This is a genomic window from Spirillospora sp. NPDC048823 (genome assembly GCF_043198445.1).
Classification (GTDB): Bacteria; Actinomycetota; Actinomycetes; order Streptosporangiales; family Streptosporangiaceae; genus Spirillospora.
In genome coordinates this window covers 210,204-225,970 of sequence record NZ_JBICUT010000005.1, presented here as the reverse complement: position 1 = coordinate 225,970, position 15,767 = coordinate 210,204, and the positions used below count along the sequence as shown (strand labels likewise).

Annotated in this window: 16 protein-coding genes; 15 read left to right on the top strand and 1 reads right to left on the bottom strand. The window is 69.1% G+C overall.

What is annotated here, in order from left to right:
• Positions 1-174: 174 nt before the first annotated feature.
• The 10 genes from arc to ACGFK0_RS14445 all read left to right on the top strand — a co-directional run bounded on the left by arc (position 175) and on the right by ACGFK0_RS14445 (position 10,976).
• Entirely contained in the window at positions 175-1,938 is a 1,764-nt protein-coding gene (gene arc, locus ACGFK0_RS14490; protein WP_392904604.1) for a proteasome ATPase, read from the top strand.
• Positions 1,939-2,070: 132 nt separating this feature from the next.
• A complete protein-coding gene (dop, locus tag ACGFK0_RS14485) occupies positions 2,071-3,588 on the top strand; it encodes a depupylase/deamidase Dop (protein WP_392904601.1) in 1,518 nt (505 codons plus the stop codon).
• Positions 3,589-3,871: 283 nt separating this feature from the next.
• Positions 3,872-4,081: a ubiquitin-like protein Pup gene (locus ACGFK0_RS14480; RefSeq protein WP_392904599.1), complete on the top strand. Its 210-nt coding sequence runs from the start codon at positions 3,872-3,874 to the stop codon at positions 4,079-4,081.
• A gap of 77 nt (positions 4,082-4,158) precedes the next feature.
• A complete protein-coding gene (locus tag ACGFK0_RS14475) occupies positions 4,159-5,301 on the top strand; it encodes an endonuclease VII domain-containing protein (protein ID WP_392904596.1) in 1,143 nt (380 codons plus the stop codon).
• Between the two features lie 208 nt (positions 5,302-5,509).
• Positions 5,510-6,298: a proteasome subunit beta gene (gene prcB, locus ACGFK0_RS14470; protein ID WP_392905124.1), complete on the top strand. Its 789-nt coding sequence runs from the start codon at positions 5,510-5,512 to the stop codon at positions 6,296-6,298.
• 21 nt (positions 6,299-6,319) lie between these two features.
• On the top strand, positions 6,320-7,123 hold the full coding sequence (gene prcA / locus ACGFK0_RS14465) for a proteasome subunit alpha (RefSeq protein WP_392904593.1): 804 nt from the start codon (positions 6,320-6,322) through the stop codon (positions 7,121-7,123).
• A 219-nt stretch (positions 7,124-7,342) separates the two neighbouring features.
• Positions 7,343-8,701: a Pup--protein ligase gene (gene pafA / locus ACGFK0_RS14460; RefSeq protein ID WP_358466927.1), complete on the top strand. Its 1,359-nt coding sequence runs from the start codon at positions 7,343-7,345 to the stop codon at positions 8,699-8,701.
• A 100-nt stretch (positions 8,702-8,801) separates the two neighbouring features.
• Complete coding sequence (locus ACGFK0_RS14455; protein WP_392904590.1) at positions 8,802-9,731, top strand: FKBP-type peptidyl-prolyl cis-trans isomerase; 930 nt, start codon at positions 8,802-8,804, stop codon at positions 9,729-9,731.
• Positions 9,732-9,785: 54 nt separating this feature from the next.
• Positions 9,786-10,445 (top strand): helix-turn-helix transcriptional regulator, encoded by a 660-nt coding sequence (locus ACGFK0_RS14450; RefSeq protein ID WP_392904588.1) that lies wholly within the window; start codon positions 9,786-9,788, stop codon positions 10,443-10,445.
• Between the two features lie 33 nt (positions 10,446-10,478).
• The gene (locus tag ACGFK0_RS14445) at positions 10,479-10,976 is read left to right on the top strand and encodes a DUF3291 domain-containing protein (RefSeq protein ID WP_392904581.1); all 498 of its coding nucleotides are present in this window, start codon (positions 10,479-10,481) and stop codon (positions 10,974-10,976) included.
• A 4-nt stretch (positions 10,977-10,980) separates the two neighbouring features.
• On the opposite strand, the gene ACGFK0_RS14440 is transcribed toward ACGFK0_RS14445, so the two are convergent.
• Positions 10,981-12,063: a DUF3866 family protein gene (locus ACGFK0_RS14440; protein ID WP_392904578.1), complete on the bottom strand. Its 1,083-nt coding sequence runs from the start codon at positions 12,061-12,063 to the stop codon at positions 10,981-10,983.
• Between the two features lie 101 nt (positions 12,064-12,164).
• On the opposite strand from ACGFK0_RS14440, the gene ACGFK0_RS14435 reads away from it, so the two are divergent.
• From ACGFK0_RS14435 to tatC, 5 genes are all read left to right on the top strand, one after another.
• Positions 12,165-13,190: a helix-turn-helix transcriptional regulator gene (locus ACGFK0_RS14435; protein WP_392904575.1), complete on the top strand. Its 1,026-nt coding sequence runs from the start codon at positions 12,165-12,167 to the stop codon at positions 13,188-13,190.
• Positions 13,187-14,215, top strand: coding sequence for a helix-turn-helix transcriptional regulator (locus tag ACGFK0_RS14430; protein WP_392904573.1), 1,029 nt, complete (start codon positions 13,187-13,189; stop codon positions 14,213-14,215). Before ACGFK0_RS14435 ends, ACGFK0_RS14430 begins: the two co-directional genes overlap by 4 nt.
• 22 nt (positions 14,216-14,237) lie before the next feature.
• The gene (locus ACGFK0_RS14425; protein ID WP_392904571.1) at positions 14,238-14,459 is read left to right on the top strand and encodes a hypothetical protein; all 222 of its coding nucleotides are present in this window, start codon (positions 14,238-14,240) and stop codon (positions 14,457-14,459) included.
• A 24-nt stretch (positions 14,460-14,483) separates the two neighbouring features.
• On the top strand, positions 14,484-14,807 hold the full coding sequence (gene tatA, locus ACGFK0_RS14420) for a Sec-independent protein translocase subunit TatA (protein ID WP_392904568.1): 324 nt from the start codon (positions 14,484-14,486) through the stop codon (positions 14,805-14,807).
• A gap of 83 nt (positions 14,808-14,890) precedes the next feature.
• Positions 14,891-15,712 carry a twin-arginine translocase subunit TatC gene (gene tatC / locus ACGFK0_RS14415; protein WP_392904565.1) on the top strand — a complete coding sequence of 274 codons (822 nt, stop codon included), beginning with the start codon at positions 14,891-14,893 and terminating at the stop codon, positions 15,710-15,712.
• The last annotated feature ends 55 nt before the right edge of the window (positions 15,713-15,767 follow it).

Genomic DNA, 15,767 nt, shown 5'->3' with positions numbered 1-15,767 from the left:
CCCCAGGTCCAAGCCCCGTAACCCCACACCCCATACCGCCCCCGCAGCACCCCTCCCAACCCTCCCCGAACACCCCCGCACGACACGAACACCGAATGGGCAGGTTACGGAAGCCCTCCAGATAGGTAGGGTCTCAGTAGGTCGTCGGCTCTCTTCGTGAGGAGGTGACGGGGCGTGGCCGCTCGTGACGATGCTGGGGCGCGCAAGGCGCAGCACGAAAAGGAGGTCAGGGACCTTCAAACGCAGATCTCCTTCCTGGAGGAGGAGATCTCCGTGCTGCGCCGGAAGCTCGCGGAATCCCCGCGCCAAGTACGTGTGCTGGAAGAACGCCTCCATGAGGCACAAGCCAACCTGGCCGCCGTAACCGGTCAGAACGAGCGTCTCGTAGCGACCCTCAAAGAGGCTCGCGAACAGATCGTGGCGCTCAAGGAGGAGGTCGACAGGCTCGCACAACCACCATCCGGATTCGGAGTCTTCCTCGAAGCCCGCGACGACGGAACCATCGACATCTTCACCGGGGGACGCAAACTCCGCGTCAACGTCAGCCCCGCCGTGGACGTCGATGACCTCCAGCGCGGCCAGGAGGTCATGCTCAACGAGGCCCTCAACGTCGTCGAAGCACTCAAGTTCGAAGAGCAAGGCGAAGTCGTCATGCTCAAGGAACTCTTCGACGACGGCGAACGCGCCCTCGTCATCGCGCACGCCGACGAGGAACGCGTCGTCAAACTCGCCGAACCCCTACGCGGAGTACCCCTCCGGGCCGGCGACTCCCTCATGCTCGAACCCCGATCCGGATACGCCTACGAGAAGATCCACAAGGCCGAGGTCGAAGAACTCGTCCTCGAAGAGGTCCCGGACATCTCCTACAACGAGATCGGCGGCCTCGGCTCACAGATCGAAATGATCCGCGACGCCGTGGAACTTCCCTACCTGCACGCCGACCTCTTCCGCGAACACCAGCTCAGGCCACCCAAGGGCGTCCTGCTCTACGGACCCCCCGGATGCGGAAAAACGCTCATCGCCAAGGCGGTCGCCAACTCCCTCGCCAAACAGGTCGCCGAGAAGACCGGGCAGGAAGGCAAGAGCTTCTTCCTCAACATCAAGGGCCCCGAGCTCCTCAACAAATACGTAGGCGAAACCGAACGGCACATCCGCCTGGTCTTCCAGCGCGCCCGCGAAAAGGCATCCGCCGGAACACCCGTCATCGTCTTCTTCGACGAAATGGACTCCATCTTCCGCACCCGCGGATCCGGAGTCTCCTCCGACGTCGAGAACACCATCGTCCCGCAGCTCCTCAGCGAGATCGACGGCGTCGAAGGCCTGGAGAACGTCATCGTCATCGGCGCCTCCAACCGCGAAGACATGATCGACCCGGCGATCCTGCGCCCCGGCCGCCTCGACGTCAAAATCAAGATCGAACGCCCGGACGCCGAAGCCGCCAAGGACATCTTCTCCAAGTACATCCTCACCGGCCTCCCACTCCACCCCGACGACCTCAAGGAACACGGCAGCTCCGAGGACGCCACCGTCGAGGCCATGATCCAGCGCACCGTCGAACGCATGTACACCGAAACCGAGGAGAACCGCTTCCTGGAGGTCACCTACGCCAACGGTGACAAGGAAGTCCTCTACTTCAAGGACTTCAACTCCGGAGCAATGATCCAGAACATCGTCGACCGCGCCAAGAAAATGGCCATCAAACAATTCCTCGACACCGGCCAGAAAGGCCTGCGAGTCAACCACCTCCTCGCCGCCTGCGTCGACGAGTTCAGCGAGAACGAAGACCTCCCCAACACCACCAACCCCGACGACTGGGCCCGCATCTCCGGCAAGAAGGGCGAACGGATCGTCTACATCCGCACCCTCGTCTCCGGCACCAAGGGCTCCGAAGCCGGCCGATCCATCGACACCGTCGCCAACACCGGCCAGTACCTGTAACACGACCCACACCTTGACACCGGCGCGGCGGCCCCCCAGACGGGAGGCCGCCGCGCCCGCATGCCCCGGCACACCCCCCGCGAACACCGGGTCCCATGGCTCCACCCCCCACACCCCGATAGGCTCGACGATATGAGTGTTCGGCGGGTGATGGGCATCGAGACCGAGTACGGCATCTCCGTACCCGGGCAGCCAGGGGCCAACGCGATGGTGACCTCCTCACAGGTCGTCAACGCCTACCTCGCGGCGTCGGCGGCACGGGCCCGCAGAGCCCGCTGGGACTTCGAAGAGGAGAACCCCCTCCGCGACGCCCGGGGATTCGACCTCGCCCGCGAAGTCGCCGACCCCACCCAGCTCACCGACGAAGACCTCGGCCTCGCCAACGTCATCCTCACCAACGGTGCACGCCTCTACGTCGACCACGCCCACCCCGAATACTCCGCACCCGAATGCACCAACCCCCGCGACGCCGTCATCTGGGACAAGGCCGGAGAACGCGTCATGGCCGACGCCGCACAGCGCGCCGCCATGGTCCCCGGCACCCACCCCATCCAGCTCTACAAGAACAACACCGACAACAAGGGCGCCTCCTACGGCTGCCATGAGAACTACCTCATGCGCCGCGAGACCCCCTTCGCCGACATCGTCCGCCACCTCACCCCCTTCTTCGTCTCCCGCCAGGTCGTCTGCGGCGCCGGCCGCGTCGGCATCGGCGTCGACGGCCGCGGCGACGGCTTCCAGATCAGCCAGCGCGCCGACTTCTTCGAAGTCGAGGTAGGCCTCGAGACCACCCTCAAACGCCCCATCATCAACACCCGCGACGAACCCCACGCCGACCCCGAGAAGTACCGCCGCCTCCACGTCATCATCGGCGACGCCAACATGGCCGAGCTGTCCACCTACCTCAAGCTCGGGACCACCTCACTCGTCCTCGCCATGATCGAAGACGGCTTCCTCACCGTCGACCTGTCCGTCGACATGCCCGTCGCCGCACTCCGCGCCGTCTCCCACGACCCGTCCTGCAAGCATCTGCTCACCCTCCGGGACGGCCGCAAGATGACCGCCGTCCAGCTCCAGATGGAGTACCTCGAGCAGTCCCGCAAGTACGTCGAGGACCGCTTCGGCTCGGACGTCGACGAGATGACCACCGACGTCCTCGACCGCTGGGAATCGGTCCTCCACCGCCTCGGCGACGACCCGATGCAGCTTTCCCGCGAACTCGACTGGGTCGCCAAACTCGCCCTCCTGGAGGGCTACCGCACCCGCGACAGCCTCGACTGGTCCCACTCCCGGCTGCAGCTCATCGACCTGCAGTACGCCGACATCCGGCCCGACAAGGGCCTCTACAACCGGCTCGTGGACCGCGGCCGCATCGACCGCCTCGTCACCGAATCCGTCGTGGACGCCGCCGTCGACGACCCCCCGGAGGACACCCGCGCCTACTTCCGGGGCCGCTGCCTGCGCCAGTACGCCGACTCCGTCGCGGCGGCCTCCTGGGACTCCGTCATCTTCGACGTCCCCGGACGCGAGTCCCTGCAGCGCGTTCCCACCCTGGAGCCCCTGCGCGGCACCAAGCAGCACGTAGGGCCCCTGCTGGACCGCTGCCGGACGGCGGCCGACCTGGTGGCCACCCTGACCGGCCAGAGCTGATCCAAGCGGTCTGAGCCCGGACGACGCACGAGCGCCGTCCGGGCTCATTCGCGCGCCCATTGGATAGTTGAACTATCGATACCACTGTCGCTTCGCTGACCTGCACCGACAGGCGACATCTCGGTTTCGTGACCGGTATGCCCGTTTCAGGGAGCGGCCGACGGGCGATAACCCGAGCAAGTCCCCCGGCCCCCGGGTGGAGACGGCGAAACGGGTTCCAAGATCCGCTGGCCGTCGAAGATCGGAGATAGGGTCGGAAGGACCGGCAGAGCGGAGGTACGGGATGGCCACGAAGGACACCGGCGGTCAGAAGCAGACCCCCCGGCGCACGGAAGAGGTCGAGGAGACCGAGGCCACGACCACCGAGGACGTGCAGGAGCGCCAGGAAAAGCTCACCGACGACGTGGACTCAATTCTGGACGAAATCGACGAAGTTCTCGAAGAGAACGCAGAGGACTTCGTACGCGGGTTTGTACAAAAGGGCGGCCAGTGATTAAAACGGACATCTGTGCAATATAAGGAGTTGGGCAGTTTATCCGGCCCACTCGATAATCGAATAGGCTGACGAACATGAGCGAGGCCGATAAGGTCTCGCTCATGTTTTCGAAAAGATGCCCGGACTGCGGAGAGACGAAGCCGGCTGTAGAGTTCTGGAAGCTCAAGGCGTCCAAGGACGGCCTGGCGTACTACTGCAAGGCCTGCTTCGGACTGCGCAATAGCCGCTCATATCGGAAAAAGCAAGCCGAGTTGGGCAAGAAGACCGAAGCCTATGAGAGGCGACGTCAGGTTCCGGAGGGAAAGAAATACTGCCCAAGGTGCGAGACGGTGAAGCCGGTCGCCGAGTTCGGTCGTAACCGCTCCGAAGAGTCCGGGATCACCGGCTACTGTCGAACCTGCTACAACGTGATCAAAAGGGAGAACCGGGAGCGCAACCACGGTAGCGAGCGCAACTACCTCCTGAAGTTGCGGTACGGCGTCACCGAGGAGCAGGTCCGGCGAATGATCGCCGAGCAGGGCGGCATCTGCGTCATCTGCCTCCGCGCCGAGCCGAAGCACGTCGACCACGACCACATGACGGGGCTCGTCCGCCGGGTGCTGTGCTTCAGGTGCAACGGCGGTCTCGGGCAGTTCGAGGACGACCCGGAGCGCCTGCGGCTCGCGGCGGAGTACCTGGAGCTGGAGGGCTCGCAGGCGCGGTGGCTGGAGCGCGAGACCGGCTCCCGGGTCTTCGGCGGGCCGGATCGGGTGCGTTCGGACCCGGGCTGGCGGACGAGGTCGGATTCGCCGGGTTCGGCGAGGCATTACCACTTGCGCCAGAAGTACGGGATCAATGCCGCGGACGCCGACTGGCTGCTCAAGATGCAGGTCGGCCTGTGCGCCGTCTGTTTCGACTTCCCGGCGAAGCACGTCGACCATGACCATGAGACCGGCGCCGTGCGCGGCATCGCCTGCCATGGCTGCAACACCGGCATGGGCCAGTTCGGCGACGATCCGGTCGCCCTCCGCCGCGCCGCGGATTATCTGATGGGCGGCCTGGTCGAGTACGTTCCGGCTCCCGGCGGCGGGACGCGCCTGTCGTTCACTGTCCCGGACATGGATCCTGCGGAGGTGCCGCCGGGGGGCTGGACGGTGCATTGGGAGGCGGACGGGCGGCATCGCAAGGAGAATCCGAAGCTCGGGATCCTGCGTGTGGGGCCTGTCTGGGTGGAGTGACGGCGGGGGATGTGGTCAGGGTTCGCCGTGGGCGGACTCGGCGGGGGATCATGCGGCATGCGCGTGGGCGACCTTGAACAGTAGGGTCGTAGTCGTCCGCGCCGGTGGGGTTGTGAGGAGCCGGTGCCTTGGTCGAAGGGAAGGGAGTCGCGTGGCGTCCCACGAATCGCACACCGGGCGTCTGCCGGGGTTGTTCGCGAGCCCGGACATGTCGTCGTTCACGGAGTTCCTGGGGGCGTACTCGCCGGAGTCGCTGCCCGGCAGGCGGACGCCGCCGGCGTCGCGGGTGGGGGATGAGATCCCGCACGGGACGACGATCGTGACGGTGAGTTTCCCCGGCGGGGTGGTGATGGCGGGGGACCGGCGGGCGACCGCGGGGAATGTGATCGCGCAGCGGGACATCGAGAAGGTGTTCCGGGCGGATGAGTTCTCGGCGATCGCGATCGCGGGGACGGCGGGGATCGGCATCGAGATGGTGCGGTTGTTCCAGGTGGAGCTGGAGCATTACGAGAAGCGTGAGGGCCGGACGCTGTCGGTGGAGGGCAAGGCGAACCGGCTGGCGACGATGGTGCGGCAGAACCTGGCGATGGCGATGCAGGGGCTGGCGGTGGTGCCGTTGTTCGCGGGCTATGACGAGGAGCGCGACGAGGGGCGGATCTTCTCCTACGACCCGGCGGGGGGCCGGTATGAGGAGCGGGATTTCCACTCGGTCGGCTCGGGGTCGGTGTTCGCGCGGGGTGCGCTGAAGAAGCTGTACCGGCCGGAATTGTCGGCGGAGGACGCGGCGCTGGTGTGCGTGCAGGCGTTGTACGACGCGGCCGATGATGATTCGGCGACGGGTGGGCCCGATCTGACGCGCCGGATTTTTCCGGTGGTGGCGTCGGTGACGTCGGAGGGGTATCGCCGGCTGGGCGAGGACGAGGTGGGCGCGTTGGCGCAGACCGTCGTCGATGGACGTTACGACTCGCCGGGCGGGCCGACCGCCCCGCTGCGATAGAAGGGATCCAGACCGGTGTCCATGCCGTTCTACGTTTCGCCCGAACAGCAGATGAAGGACAAGGCGGACTATGCGCGTAAAGGGATCGCGCGTGGCCGCAGTGTCGTGGTGCTGCAGTATGACGACGGCATCCTGTTCGTGGCGGACAATCCGTCGCGGGCGCTGCACAAGATCAGTGAGATTTACGACCGGATCGCGTTCGCGGCGGTGGGGAAGTACAACGAGTTCGAGAATCTGCGGCTGGGCGGGGTGCGGTACGCGGACATCAACGGGTATCAGTACGACCGCCGGGATGTGACGGCGCGGGGTCTGGCGAACGTGTACGCGCAGTCGCTGGGGACGATCTTCACGGAGACGAACAAGCCGTACGAGGTGGAGCTGGTCGTCGCGGAGGTGGGCGATGGCGCGGAGACGGATCAGATCTACCGGCTGACGTTCGATGGTTCGGTGGCGGACGAGCACGGTTATGTGGCGATGGGCGGGCAGGCGGACGCGGTCGCGGAGTCGTTGAAGGACGGCTACCGGGAGGGTTCGTCGCTGGCGGAGGCGTTGCGGACGGCGGTGCGGGCGCTGGAGGCGCAGGATACGGACCGGCATCTGGAGGCGACGTCGCTGGAGGTCGCGGTGCTGGACCGCAATCGTGAGCACCGGCTGTTCAAGCGGCTGGCGGCGGCGCGGATCGGTGATCTGCTGTCGGCGGCGGACGAGGGGGCGTCCGGGGGGTCTTCGGGCGGGGAGGACGCGGAGGTGGACGCCGGGCCGGGTGCGGACACCGGTTCGGGTCCGGCGCGGCCGGCGAAGGGCGCCGGGGAGGACGAAGACTGATCGGCTGGACGAGGGCTGATCGGCTGGTCGGGGACTGATCGGCTGGTCGGGGCGTCGCCTGGTGGCGGGGTTCCGGCCGGGTGCGGGCCCGTCGTGGCGGGGTGGTGGTGGCCGCCCTTGCCGTGGCGGGCCTGTCGTGTGTGCGGCGGGGGTCGGTTCGGGGGAAACGGTGGGCTGGAGAGACTGCCAAGTCGGGGCTCGGCCGCATAGGGTCGTGATGTGGACAGGCGCATCTTCGGGCTTGAGAACGAGTACGGCGTCACCTGTACCTTCCGGGGGCAGCGGCGGTTGTCACCGGACGAGGTGGCGCGCTATCTGTTCCGGAGGGTGGTGTCGTGGGGTCGTAGCAGCAACGTGTTCCTGCGTAATGGGGCGCGGCTCTACCTGGACGTGGGGAGTCACCCGGAGTATGCGACCCCGGAGTGCGACAGTGTCGTTGATCTGGTGACGCATGACAAGGCGGGTGAGCGGATCCTGGAGGGTCTGCTGGTGGACGCCGAGCGGCGGCTCCGTGAGGAGGGCATCGCCGGTGACATCTATCTGTTCAAGAACAACACGGATTCGGCGGGGAACTCGTACGGCTGCCATGAGAATTATCTGGTGGGGCGGCATGGGGAGTTCGGCCGGCTGGCGGATGTGCTGATTCCGTATCTGGTGACGCGGCAGATCATCTGTGGTGCGGGGAAGGTGCTGCAGACGCCGCGTGGGGCGGTGTACTGCGTTTCGCAGCGGGCGGAGCACATCTGGGAGGGTGTGTCGTCGGCGACGACGCGGTCGCGTCCGATCATCAATACGCGGGATGAGCCGCATGCGGATGCGGAGCGGTTCCGGCGGCTGCATGTGATCGTCGGTGACTCGAACATGAGTGAGACGACGATGCTGCTGAAGGTGGGCGCGACGGATCTGGTGCTGCGGATGATCGAGGCGGGCGTGGTGATGCGCGATCTGACGCTGGAGAATCCGATCCGGGCGATCCGTGAGGTCAGTCATGACATGACGGGGCGGCGGAAGGTGCGGCTGGCGAACGGCCGGGAGGCGAGTTCGCTGGAGATCCAGAAGGAGTATTACGGGAAGGCGCGCGATTTCGTGGATGCGCGTGGCGGGGACGCGACGGCGAAGCGGGTGCTGGAGCTGTGGGAGCGGACGCTGCGTGCGGTGGAGACGGGCGAGCTGGATCTGGTGGCGCGGGAGATCGACTGGGTGGCGAAGTATCAGCTGATCGAGCGGTATCGGCGGAAGTATGATCTGCCGTTGTCGTCGCCGCGGGTGGCGCAGCTGGATCTGACGTATCACGATGTGCATCGTGAGCGGGGGTTGTATTACCTGCTGGAGAAGCGGGGGGCGGTGGATCGGGTGACGCGGGATCTGGACATCTTCGAGGCGAAGTCGGTTCCGCCGCAGACGACGCGGGCGCGGCTGCGGGGTGAGTTCATCCGGAAGGCGCAGGAGAAGCGGCGTGATTTCACGGTGGACTGGGTGCATCTGAAGCTGAACGATCAGGCGCAGCGGACGGTGTTGTGCAAGGACCCGTTCCGGTCGGTGGATGAGCGGGTGGACAAGCTGATCGCCGGTATGTAGGGGTGGGTGCGACACGCGGGCGCCGGGGGCTACCGGCCGGTCACTTGGGCGGTAGGGTGAGCGCGCAGTAGCGCTCGCCCACCCCTCGAAGGACCCCCGTATGCGTCGTCGTGTCCGGTTGTTGCCCGTGGTCGCCGTGTTGACCGCGCCGTTGGTGTTGTCCGCGTGTTCGGGTGGCGGTTTGGACGTCACGGTGCGCGGTGATTTCGGGAAGCTGCCGGACGTGGAGTTCCCGGAGGGCGCGCCGGGTGAGTCTCTGGCTGTGGAGACCCTCAAGGAGGGGGACGGCGCGGCGGCGCGCAAGGGTGATCTGGTGGTGGCCGATTATGTGGGTTACCGGTGGAGTGAGTCTGAGCGGAAGCTGCTGGCGAGCAGTTATCCGAAGGGGCGGCCGGGTGCGTTCCCGACGGGTCAGCTGGTGCCGGGGTTGACGAAGGCGCTGGAGGGGGCGCGTCCGGGGTCGCGTGTGGTGGCGCGGATTCCGCCGAATGAGGGTTTCGGTGAGAAGGGCGACCCGAAGCATCAGGTGGGCAAGGACGACACGCTGGTGTACGTGCTGGACGTGCGGGCGGTGTATTCGCGGACGGCGGGTCCGCGCGGGGAGAAGCAGGCGCCGCTGAGTGATCCGGGGCTGCCGAAGGTGGGGGACGCGGCGGCGGGGCAGGCGCCGGCGGTGGCGATGCCGAAGGGTGCGGCGCCGAGGAAGCTGCAGGTGCGGGCGCTGGTGCGGGGGGATGGCCCGGCGGTGCGGAAGGGGCAGCTGCTGGCGTTGCAGTATGGGGGGTATTTCTGGCGTGACGGGAAGGTGTTCAACTCGTCGTGGTCCGAGGGGCATCCGGCGGCGGTGACGATCGGGACCGGTCAGGTGATGAAGGGCTGGGATCAGGGTCTGGTGGGGCAGCGGGTGGGGAGCCGGTTGCTGCTGGTGGTGCCGCCGTCGCTGGGGTACGGGGAGAAGGGCCTGGCGCAGTTCGGGATCAAGGGGAGCGACACGCTGGTGTTCGTGGTGGACCTGCTGGGCGCGCATTGACGGTGGTGGCCGCTCCGTTCTAAGCGGAGTCCTCGTTGTTCTTAGAATGGCGGGGTGGAGGACATCGACGCGATCGCGTTGCTGCAGGATCCGGTGCGGCGGCGGCTGTACGAGTTCGTGGCGGGGCGGGGCCGTGAGGTGGGGCGGAACGAGGCGGCCGAGGCTGCGGGTGTGGCGCGGACGCTGGCGGCGTTTCATCTGGACAAACTGGTGGACGCGGGGTTGCTGGAGGCGGGGAGCCGGCGGCTGACGGGGCGTTCGGGGCCGGGTGCCGGGCGTCCCGCGAAGGTGTACCGGCGGTCGGCGGGGGAGCGGGGCGTGTCGGTGCCGGCGCGTGATTACCGGACGGCCGCGGGGTTGCTGGCGGAGGCGGCGGAGGCTGCCGGGCTGGACGTGGAGGTGCGGGAGGCGGCGCGGCGGCGTGGCCGGGCGCTGCGTGGGCCGGGCGGGGCGTGCGGGGATCTGGACGAGTTGGCGGGCGTGTTGTCCGCTCGTGGCTATGACCCCGTTCGGGATGAGGGCGGCGCGGTTCTGCGGATGCGCAATTGCCCGTTCCATGTGGTGGCTGAGGCGTTCCCGCCGTTGGTGTGCGGGATGAATCTCGCGTTGCTGGAGGGGCTTGTGGAGGGGTCTTCGCAGGTGCGTGTGCGGATGGATCCGCGGCCGGGCTGGTGTTGTGTGGTGGCCGAACCTTCTAAAAACAATGAGCGTTGACATAGAAGCGGGCGCCGTGGTGGGGTGAAGCCCATGACCGGACACGAGCGCGCCCGCGCGCACCACCTCGCCCAGTTCAACGTCGCCACGCTCAGCTTCCCGCTGGACGATCCGCGGACGGCGGACTTCGTCGCGATGCTCGAACCCCTCAACGCGCTCGCCGACGCGGCCCCCGGGTTCGTGTGGCGGCTGACGGAGGAGGGCCGGCCCGACGCCACCGGGATGCGCCCCGCCGGTGAGGACGTGATCGTCAACTTCTCGGTGTGGGAGTCGGCCGAGTCGCTGTGGGACTTCGTCTACCGCAGCGCGCATTTGGAGACGATGCGGCGCCGCCGGGAGTGGTTCCGGCGGCATGTGGACGCGCACGCCGTCATGTGGTGGGTCCCCGCCGGGTACATCCCGACCGTCGAGGAGGGCCTGGAGCGCCTGGCCCGGCTCCGCGAGGAGGGCCCGTCCCCGGGCGCCTTCACCTTCGCCTCGGCCTACACGGCCGGGGAGGCCGCGGGCAGCGGGGAGCCCGCGGCCGTCTGAGGCGTCAGGCGAGGAGGGCGGCGGTGTGGCGGCCCGCGGCGGCGGCGGCGAGGAAGTAGGGGAGGTCCTCGTCGAGGCGGCGGCCCATGGTGGACAGCCGGACGCCCCAGTCCTCCTCGGCGGCGCCGAGGGTCTCGCGGAGGCCGTCGACGGGGACGGGGACGAGGCGGTGGCGGTCGCCCAGGGGCGCGGCGGCGGCGGCGACGCGGGCGCCGAAGGGGCCGCCGAGTTCGGGGACGGGGATGTCGGCGGCGGCGAGGGCGACGCGGCCGTAGGCGGTGAGGGAGTGGTGGGAGACGCCGATGTGGCGTTCGCGCTTGTCGCCTTCGCTGACGCGCAGGGACCCGACGGGGCGGCCGCCGAGGACGGACGCGGCGTTGACGGCCTCCCCGGCCGTGACGCCCGAGAAGCCCCAGCGGGTGCCCGTCCCGAGGTTCCCGGGGCCTTGTGCGAGGACGGCGGCGTCGGCGCCCAGGATGAGGCGTGCGGCGAGGAGGCCGGTGTGGACGGTGACGGCTTCGAGGTCGCCGCCGAAGGCCTGCCCGGCGGTGACGGTGCCGGCGAGGACGCCGGCGTCCTTGAGGCGGGCGATGGACATGGAGAACCAGGACGGCAGCGCCCCGCCGTCCGGCATGACGTACACGACGCGGGCGGACGGCCGCTCGGCCAGGAGCGCGGCGAGGATCGGCGGGAGCGCGGAGTGCAGGTCGGCGATGACGACGGGCATGCCGCCGAGTGAGTCGGCGTCGCGGAGGACGTCGTGGTGGGGGGAGTCCTGCTCGTCGGCGCCGAGGACGGTGGCCTGCAGGGGCGTGTAGCGGGCCTTGACGAGGTGGCCGGGGCCGGCCGGGTCGGGCGGGAGCCGGTCGGGGATGGCGACGACCATGGCGTAGCCGCCGGTGCCGAGGCCCATCGCCAAGGCCGTAGTGTTGAGCAGGACGGTGTCGCCGGGTTCGGGACGTCCCACGAGGGCGGGATAGGCCAGGGCGCGGTGCGTGCCGTCGCCCCCGATCGAGACGTTCAGCTCGACCGCCCCGGGCCATTCGCGGCGGATGTCCTCAACTGTGCCTTTGCGCCATCGGATCACACCGGGAAACGGTAGCGTCCTGAACGGCGGGGCGCGGCCGTGGACGGCCGGACCCGCCGAGCGCGGTTCAGGGGTCGATGGAGCGATGAGGTGGTGACGAGGTGTCGCGGCGCAAGACCGAGCGGCTGCTCAATCTGGTGGTCTGCCTGCTCGCCACCCGGCGCTATCTGACGGCCGAGCAGATCCGCCGCGCGGTGCCCGGCTACCCGGACTCCGACGAGGCGTTCAAGCGGATGTTCGAGCGGGACAAGGAGGAGCTGCGGGAGCTGGGCGTGCCGCTGGAGGTGGGCAGCGACCAGCAGGGCGGCGGCGGTGAGGAGATCGGGTACCGGATCCCGCCGCAGGCCTACGAGCTTCCCGACATCCATCTGTCGCCGGACGAGGCGGCGGTGCTGGGGCTGGCGGCGCGGGTGTGGCAGCGGGCCAGCATGGCGGAGGCGGCGTCCGGGGCGCTGCTGAAGCTGCGGGCGGCGGGAGTGGAGACCGACGCGCCGGCGGCGGTGGGCATCGAGCCGCGGGTCGACACGCAGGATCCGGCGTTCCCGGCGCTGTGGGAGGCGGTGCGGGACGGGCGGCCGGTCGCGTTCGACTACCAGGGGATCGGGCGGACGTCGGTCGTGCGGCGGCATCTGGAGCCGTGGGGCGTGGTGAGCCGGCGGGGCCGCTGGTACGTGGTGGGGTTCGACCGGGACCGTGACGAGCAGCGGGTGTTCCGGCTGAGCCGGATCGCCGGGGACGTGGCGGCGGACGGGCCGGCCGGGTCGGTGACCGTCCCCGACGGGGTGGACGTGCGGCGCATCGCGTTCGACTGGGGCGATCCGGTGAGCGAGCCGCGCCCGGCGGCGGTGCTGCTGCGGGCGGGTGCGGCGCAGGGGCCGCGGCGGTGGGCCAGGGACGTGCGGCCCGCGCAGGACGGGCCCGCCGACGGGGAATGGGACGAGGCGACCCTCACGTTCCGTGACGCGGACCGGTTCGCGCCGTATCTGGCGCGGTTCGCCGACGACGTGGTGGTGCTGGATCCGCCGGACCTGCGGGAAGCGGTGATCCAGCATCTGAAGTCGGTGCTGGCCGGGCAGCAGGGGGCGGCCGGGATGGACGGGACGGACGGGACGGTGAACGGCCGGTGACCGCGAAGGCGACCGCGAAGGCGACCGGGAGGAGCGCCGCGAAGGGGCCGGCGACGACGTCGACGGACCGGCTGGGGCGGCTGCTGGCGCTCGTCCCGTACGTGGTGAACCGCGACTCGGTGGCGCTGGAGGAGGCGGCCGCCGCGTTCGGGGTGACGGAGAAGCAGCTGATCGACGACCTGAACCTGCTGTGGTGCGTGGAGCTGCGGGCGCCGGATCCGTACTGCCCGATCGACCTGTCCTACGAGGGCGGGGAGATCACGGTGGCGGAGGCGGAGTCGATCGCGCGGCCGCTGCGGCTGAAGGTGGACGAGGCGTCGGCGCTTCTGGTGGCGCTGCGGATGCTCGCGGGCATCCCCGGCCTGGACGACCGGGACGCGCTCAGCAGGGTGATCGCCAAGCTGGAGAACGCGGCGGGCGCGGCGGCGGCGGTGTCCAGCCAGGTCGCGGTGGAGGTGGACGCGTACGGCGGGTCGGACGACCCGGGGCGCAGCGGTCTCGGCACGCTGCGGGACGCGATCGCCCGGGGCCGCCGCGTGCACCTGACGTACTACGTCCCGGCGCGGGACGAGAACACCGAACGCGATGTGGACCCGATGCGGCTGCTGGTCGTGGAGGGCAACACCTACCTGGAGGGCTGGTGCCGCCGGGCGGAGGCGGTGCGGCTGTTCAAGCTCGACCGGATCGCCGATCTGGCGGTGCTGGACGTGCCGGCGAGCGTGCCGGACGACGCCGAGCCGATCGACGTGGACGCGGGCCTGTTCCGCCCGTCGCCGCAGGACGAGGCGGTGACGCTGGAGCTGACGCCGCGGGGCCGGTGGGTGGCCGACTACTACCCGTGCGAGAGCGTCGAGGAGCTGGGGGAGGGGCGGCTGCAGGTGGTGCTGCGCACGCCCGACACCCGGTGGGTGCGGGGCCTGGCGCTGCGGCTCGGCGACCAGGGGCGGGTCGTGTCGCCCGCGCGGCTGGCGTCGGGGATCCGCGAGGACGCGGTGCGGGCGCTGGCCCGCTACGGCATGGCCTGAGCGGATCGGCTACCGTGGCGGTGTGGCGTGGGTTGCGGTGTCGGTGTCGCTGGGCTTCCTCGGCCTGGCCGTGCTCGCCTGGTGCGCGTTCAAGGTGTGGCTGGGCGTGCGGCGTTTCGGGCGTGAACTGGAGCGGACGAGGCGGCGGCTGGAACCGAAACTGTCGGTGCTGCGCGATGAAGTCCCCCGGATGGAGGAAACGCGTGCGTCACAATCACCCGAAGACGGCGTACGATCGTCCTGAGCGCCCCTGCTGAAGAGGAATGTCATGGCTGGACTTGGCACGACCGAGATTCTGATCATCCTGGCAGTCGTTCTGCTGCTGTTCGGATCGGCGAAGCTCCCGACGCTCGCGCGGTCGCTGGGCAAGTCGGCGCGGATCCTGAAGGCGGAGACCAAGGGCCTGCACGACGACGACGACGGCGACGCGGACGGCAGGACGGCCAAGGCCGCCGGGTCCGCGCAGGAGGGGCAGGCCCCGCGGGACGAGGCGGCCGGCGACGCCCAGCGTGCCCGCGGCGCGCTCGGCGCCGGCGAGCCGATCCAGGGCGTGCCGGTCTCGGACCCCGGCAGGGCCCACAAGGGCGGCTGACCGCCGCACGCGACCGCCGCCCGCCCCCGACCTGAATGCCGACGATGAAGCTGAGCAGGAGCGACACCGCCCCCGAAGGTCGCATGCCTCTCTTGGAGCATCTCCGTGAGCTGCGCAACCGGCTGATCAAGGCGATCCTGGGCCTGGTGCTCGGTGCGATCGTCGGGTGGATCCTTTTCGAGCCGATCTGGGACTTCCTCAAGCAGCCGTACACGCGGATCCCGGCCGAGCACTGCCTGGAGGGCAAGTGCGACCTGGTCGTGCACGGGATCTTCGACGGGTTCTTCGTCCGGCTGAAGGTCTCGCTGATGGTCGGGGCGGTGCTGTCGTCGCCGGTGTGGCTGTACCAGCTCTGGGCGTTCGTCGCGCCGGGCCTGTACAACAAGGAGCGCCGCTGGACGTATGTGTTCCTGGCGGCGGCGGTTCCGCTGTTCTGCCTCGGCGCGGCGCTGGCGTACGTGACGATGGACAAGGGCCTGGAGATCTTCATCGGGCTCGCGCCGGGCGACACGACCGTCCTGGTCGGCGTCCAGGACTATCTCGGCTACGCGCAGGCGATGCTGTTCATCTTCGGGCTGACGTTCGAGCTGCCGCTGTTCGTGGTGATGCTGAACCTCGCCGGCGTTCTCACCCACGAGCGGATCCGCAAGTCGCGGCGGATGCTGGTCTTCGGCGTGTTCGTGTTCGCCGCGATCGCCACCCCCAGCCAGGACCCGTTCACGATGCTGGCGCTGGCGCTCCCGACGATCGTGCTGTTCGAGGTCGCCGAGCTGATCGCGTTCCTGCACGACCGCCGCCGGGCCCGCGAGCCCGACCCGTACGAGGGCCTGGCCGACGACGAGGTGTCCCCGCTGGACCTGGAGAAGATCGACGCGGAGCTGGAGAAGGGCGGCCGGACCGGCTGACGTTCCGCGCCGTCCGGCCCGGCTCGGGAACTGATTGGGAATCGGGCCGGTCGGA

Bases quoted from the DNA above. Each gene is read 5' to 3' on its own strand.
- dop (WP_392904601.1), top strand. From the start codon at position 2,071: ATGAGTGTTCGGCGGGTGATGGGCATCGAGACCGAGTACGGCATCTCC.
- ACGFK0_RS14480 (WP_392904599.1), top strand. From the start codon at position 3,872: ATGGCCACGAAGGACACCGGCGGTCAGAAGCAGACCCCCCGGCGCACG.
- ACGFK0_RS14475 (WP_392904596.1), top strand. From the start codon at position 4,159: ATGAGCGAGGCCGATAAGGTCTCGCTCATGTTTTCGAAAAGATGCCCG.
- prcB (WP_392905124.1), top strand. From the start codon at position 5,510: ATGTCGTCGTTCACGGAGTTCCTGGGGGCGTACTCGCCGGAGTCGCTG.
- prcA (WP_392904593.1), top strand. From the start codon at position 6,320: ATGCCGTTCTACGTTTCGCCCGAACAGCAGATGAAGGACAAGGCGGAC.
- ACGFK0_RS14455 (WP_392904590.1), top strand. From the start codon at position 8,802: ATGCGTCGTCGTGTCCGGTTGTTGCCCGTGGTCGCCGTGTTGACCGCG.
- ACGFK0_RS14445 (WP_392904581.1), top strand. From the start codon at position 10,479: ATGACCGGACACGAGCGCGCCCGCGCGCACCACCTCGCCCAGTTCAAC.
- tatA (WP_392904568.1), top strand. From the start codon at position 14,484: ATGGCTGGACTTGGCACGACCGAGATTCTGATCATCCTGGCAGTCGTT.
- tatC (WP_392904565.1), top strand. From the start codon at position 14,891: ATGCCTCTCTTGGAGCATCTCCGTGAGCTGCGCAACCGGCTGATCAAG.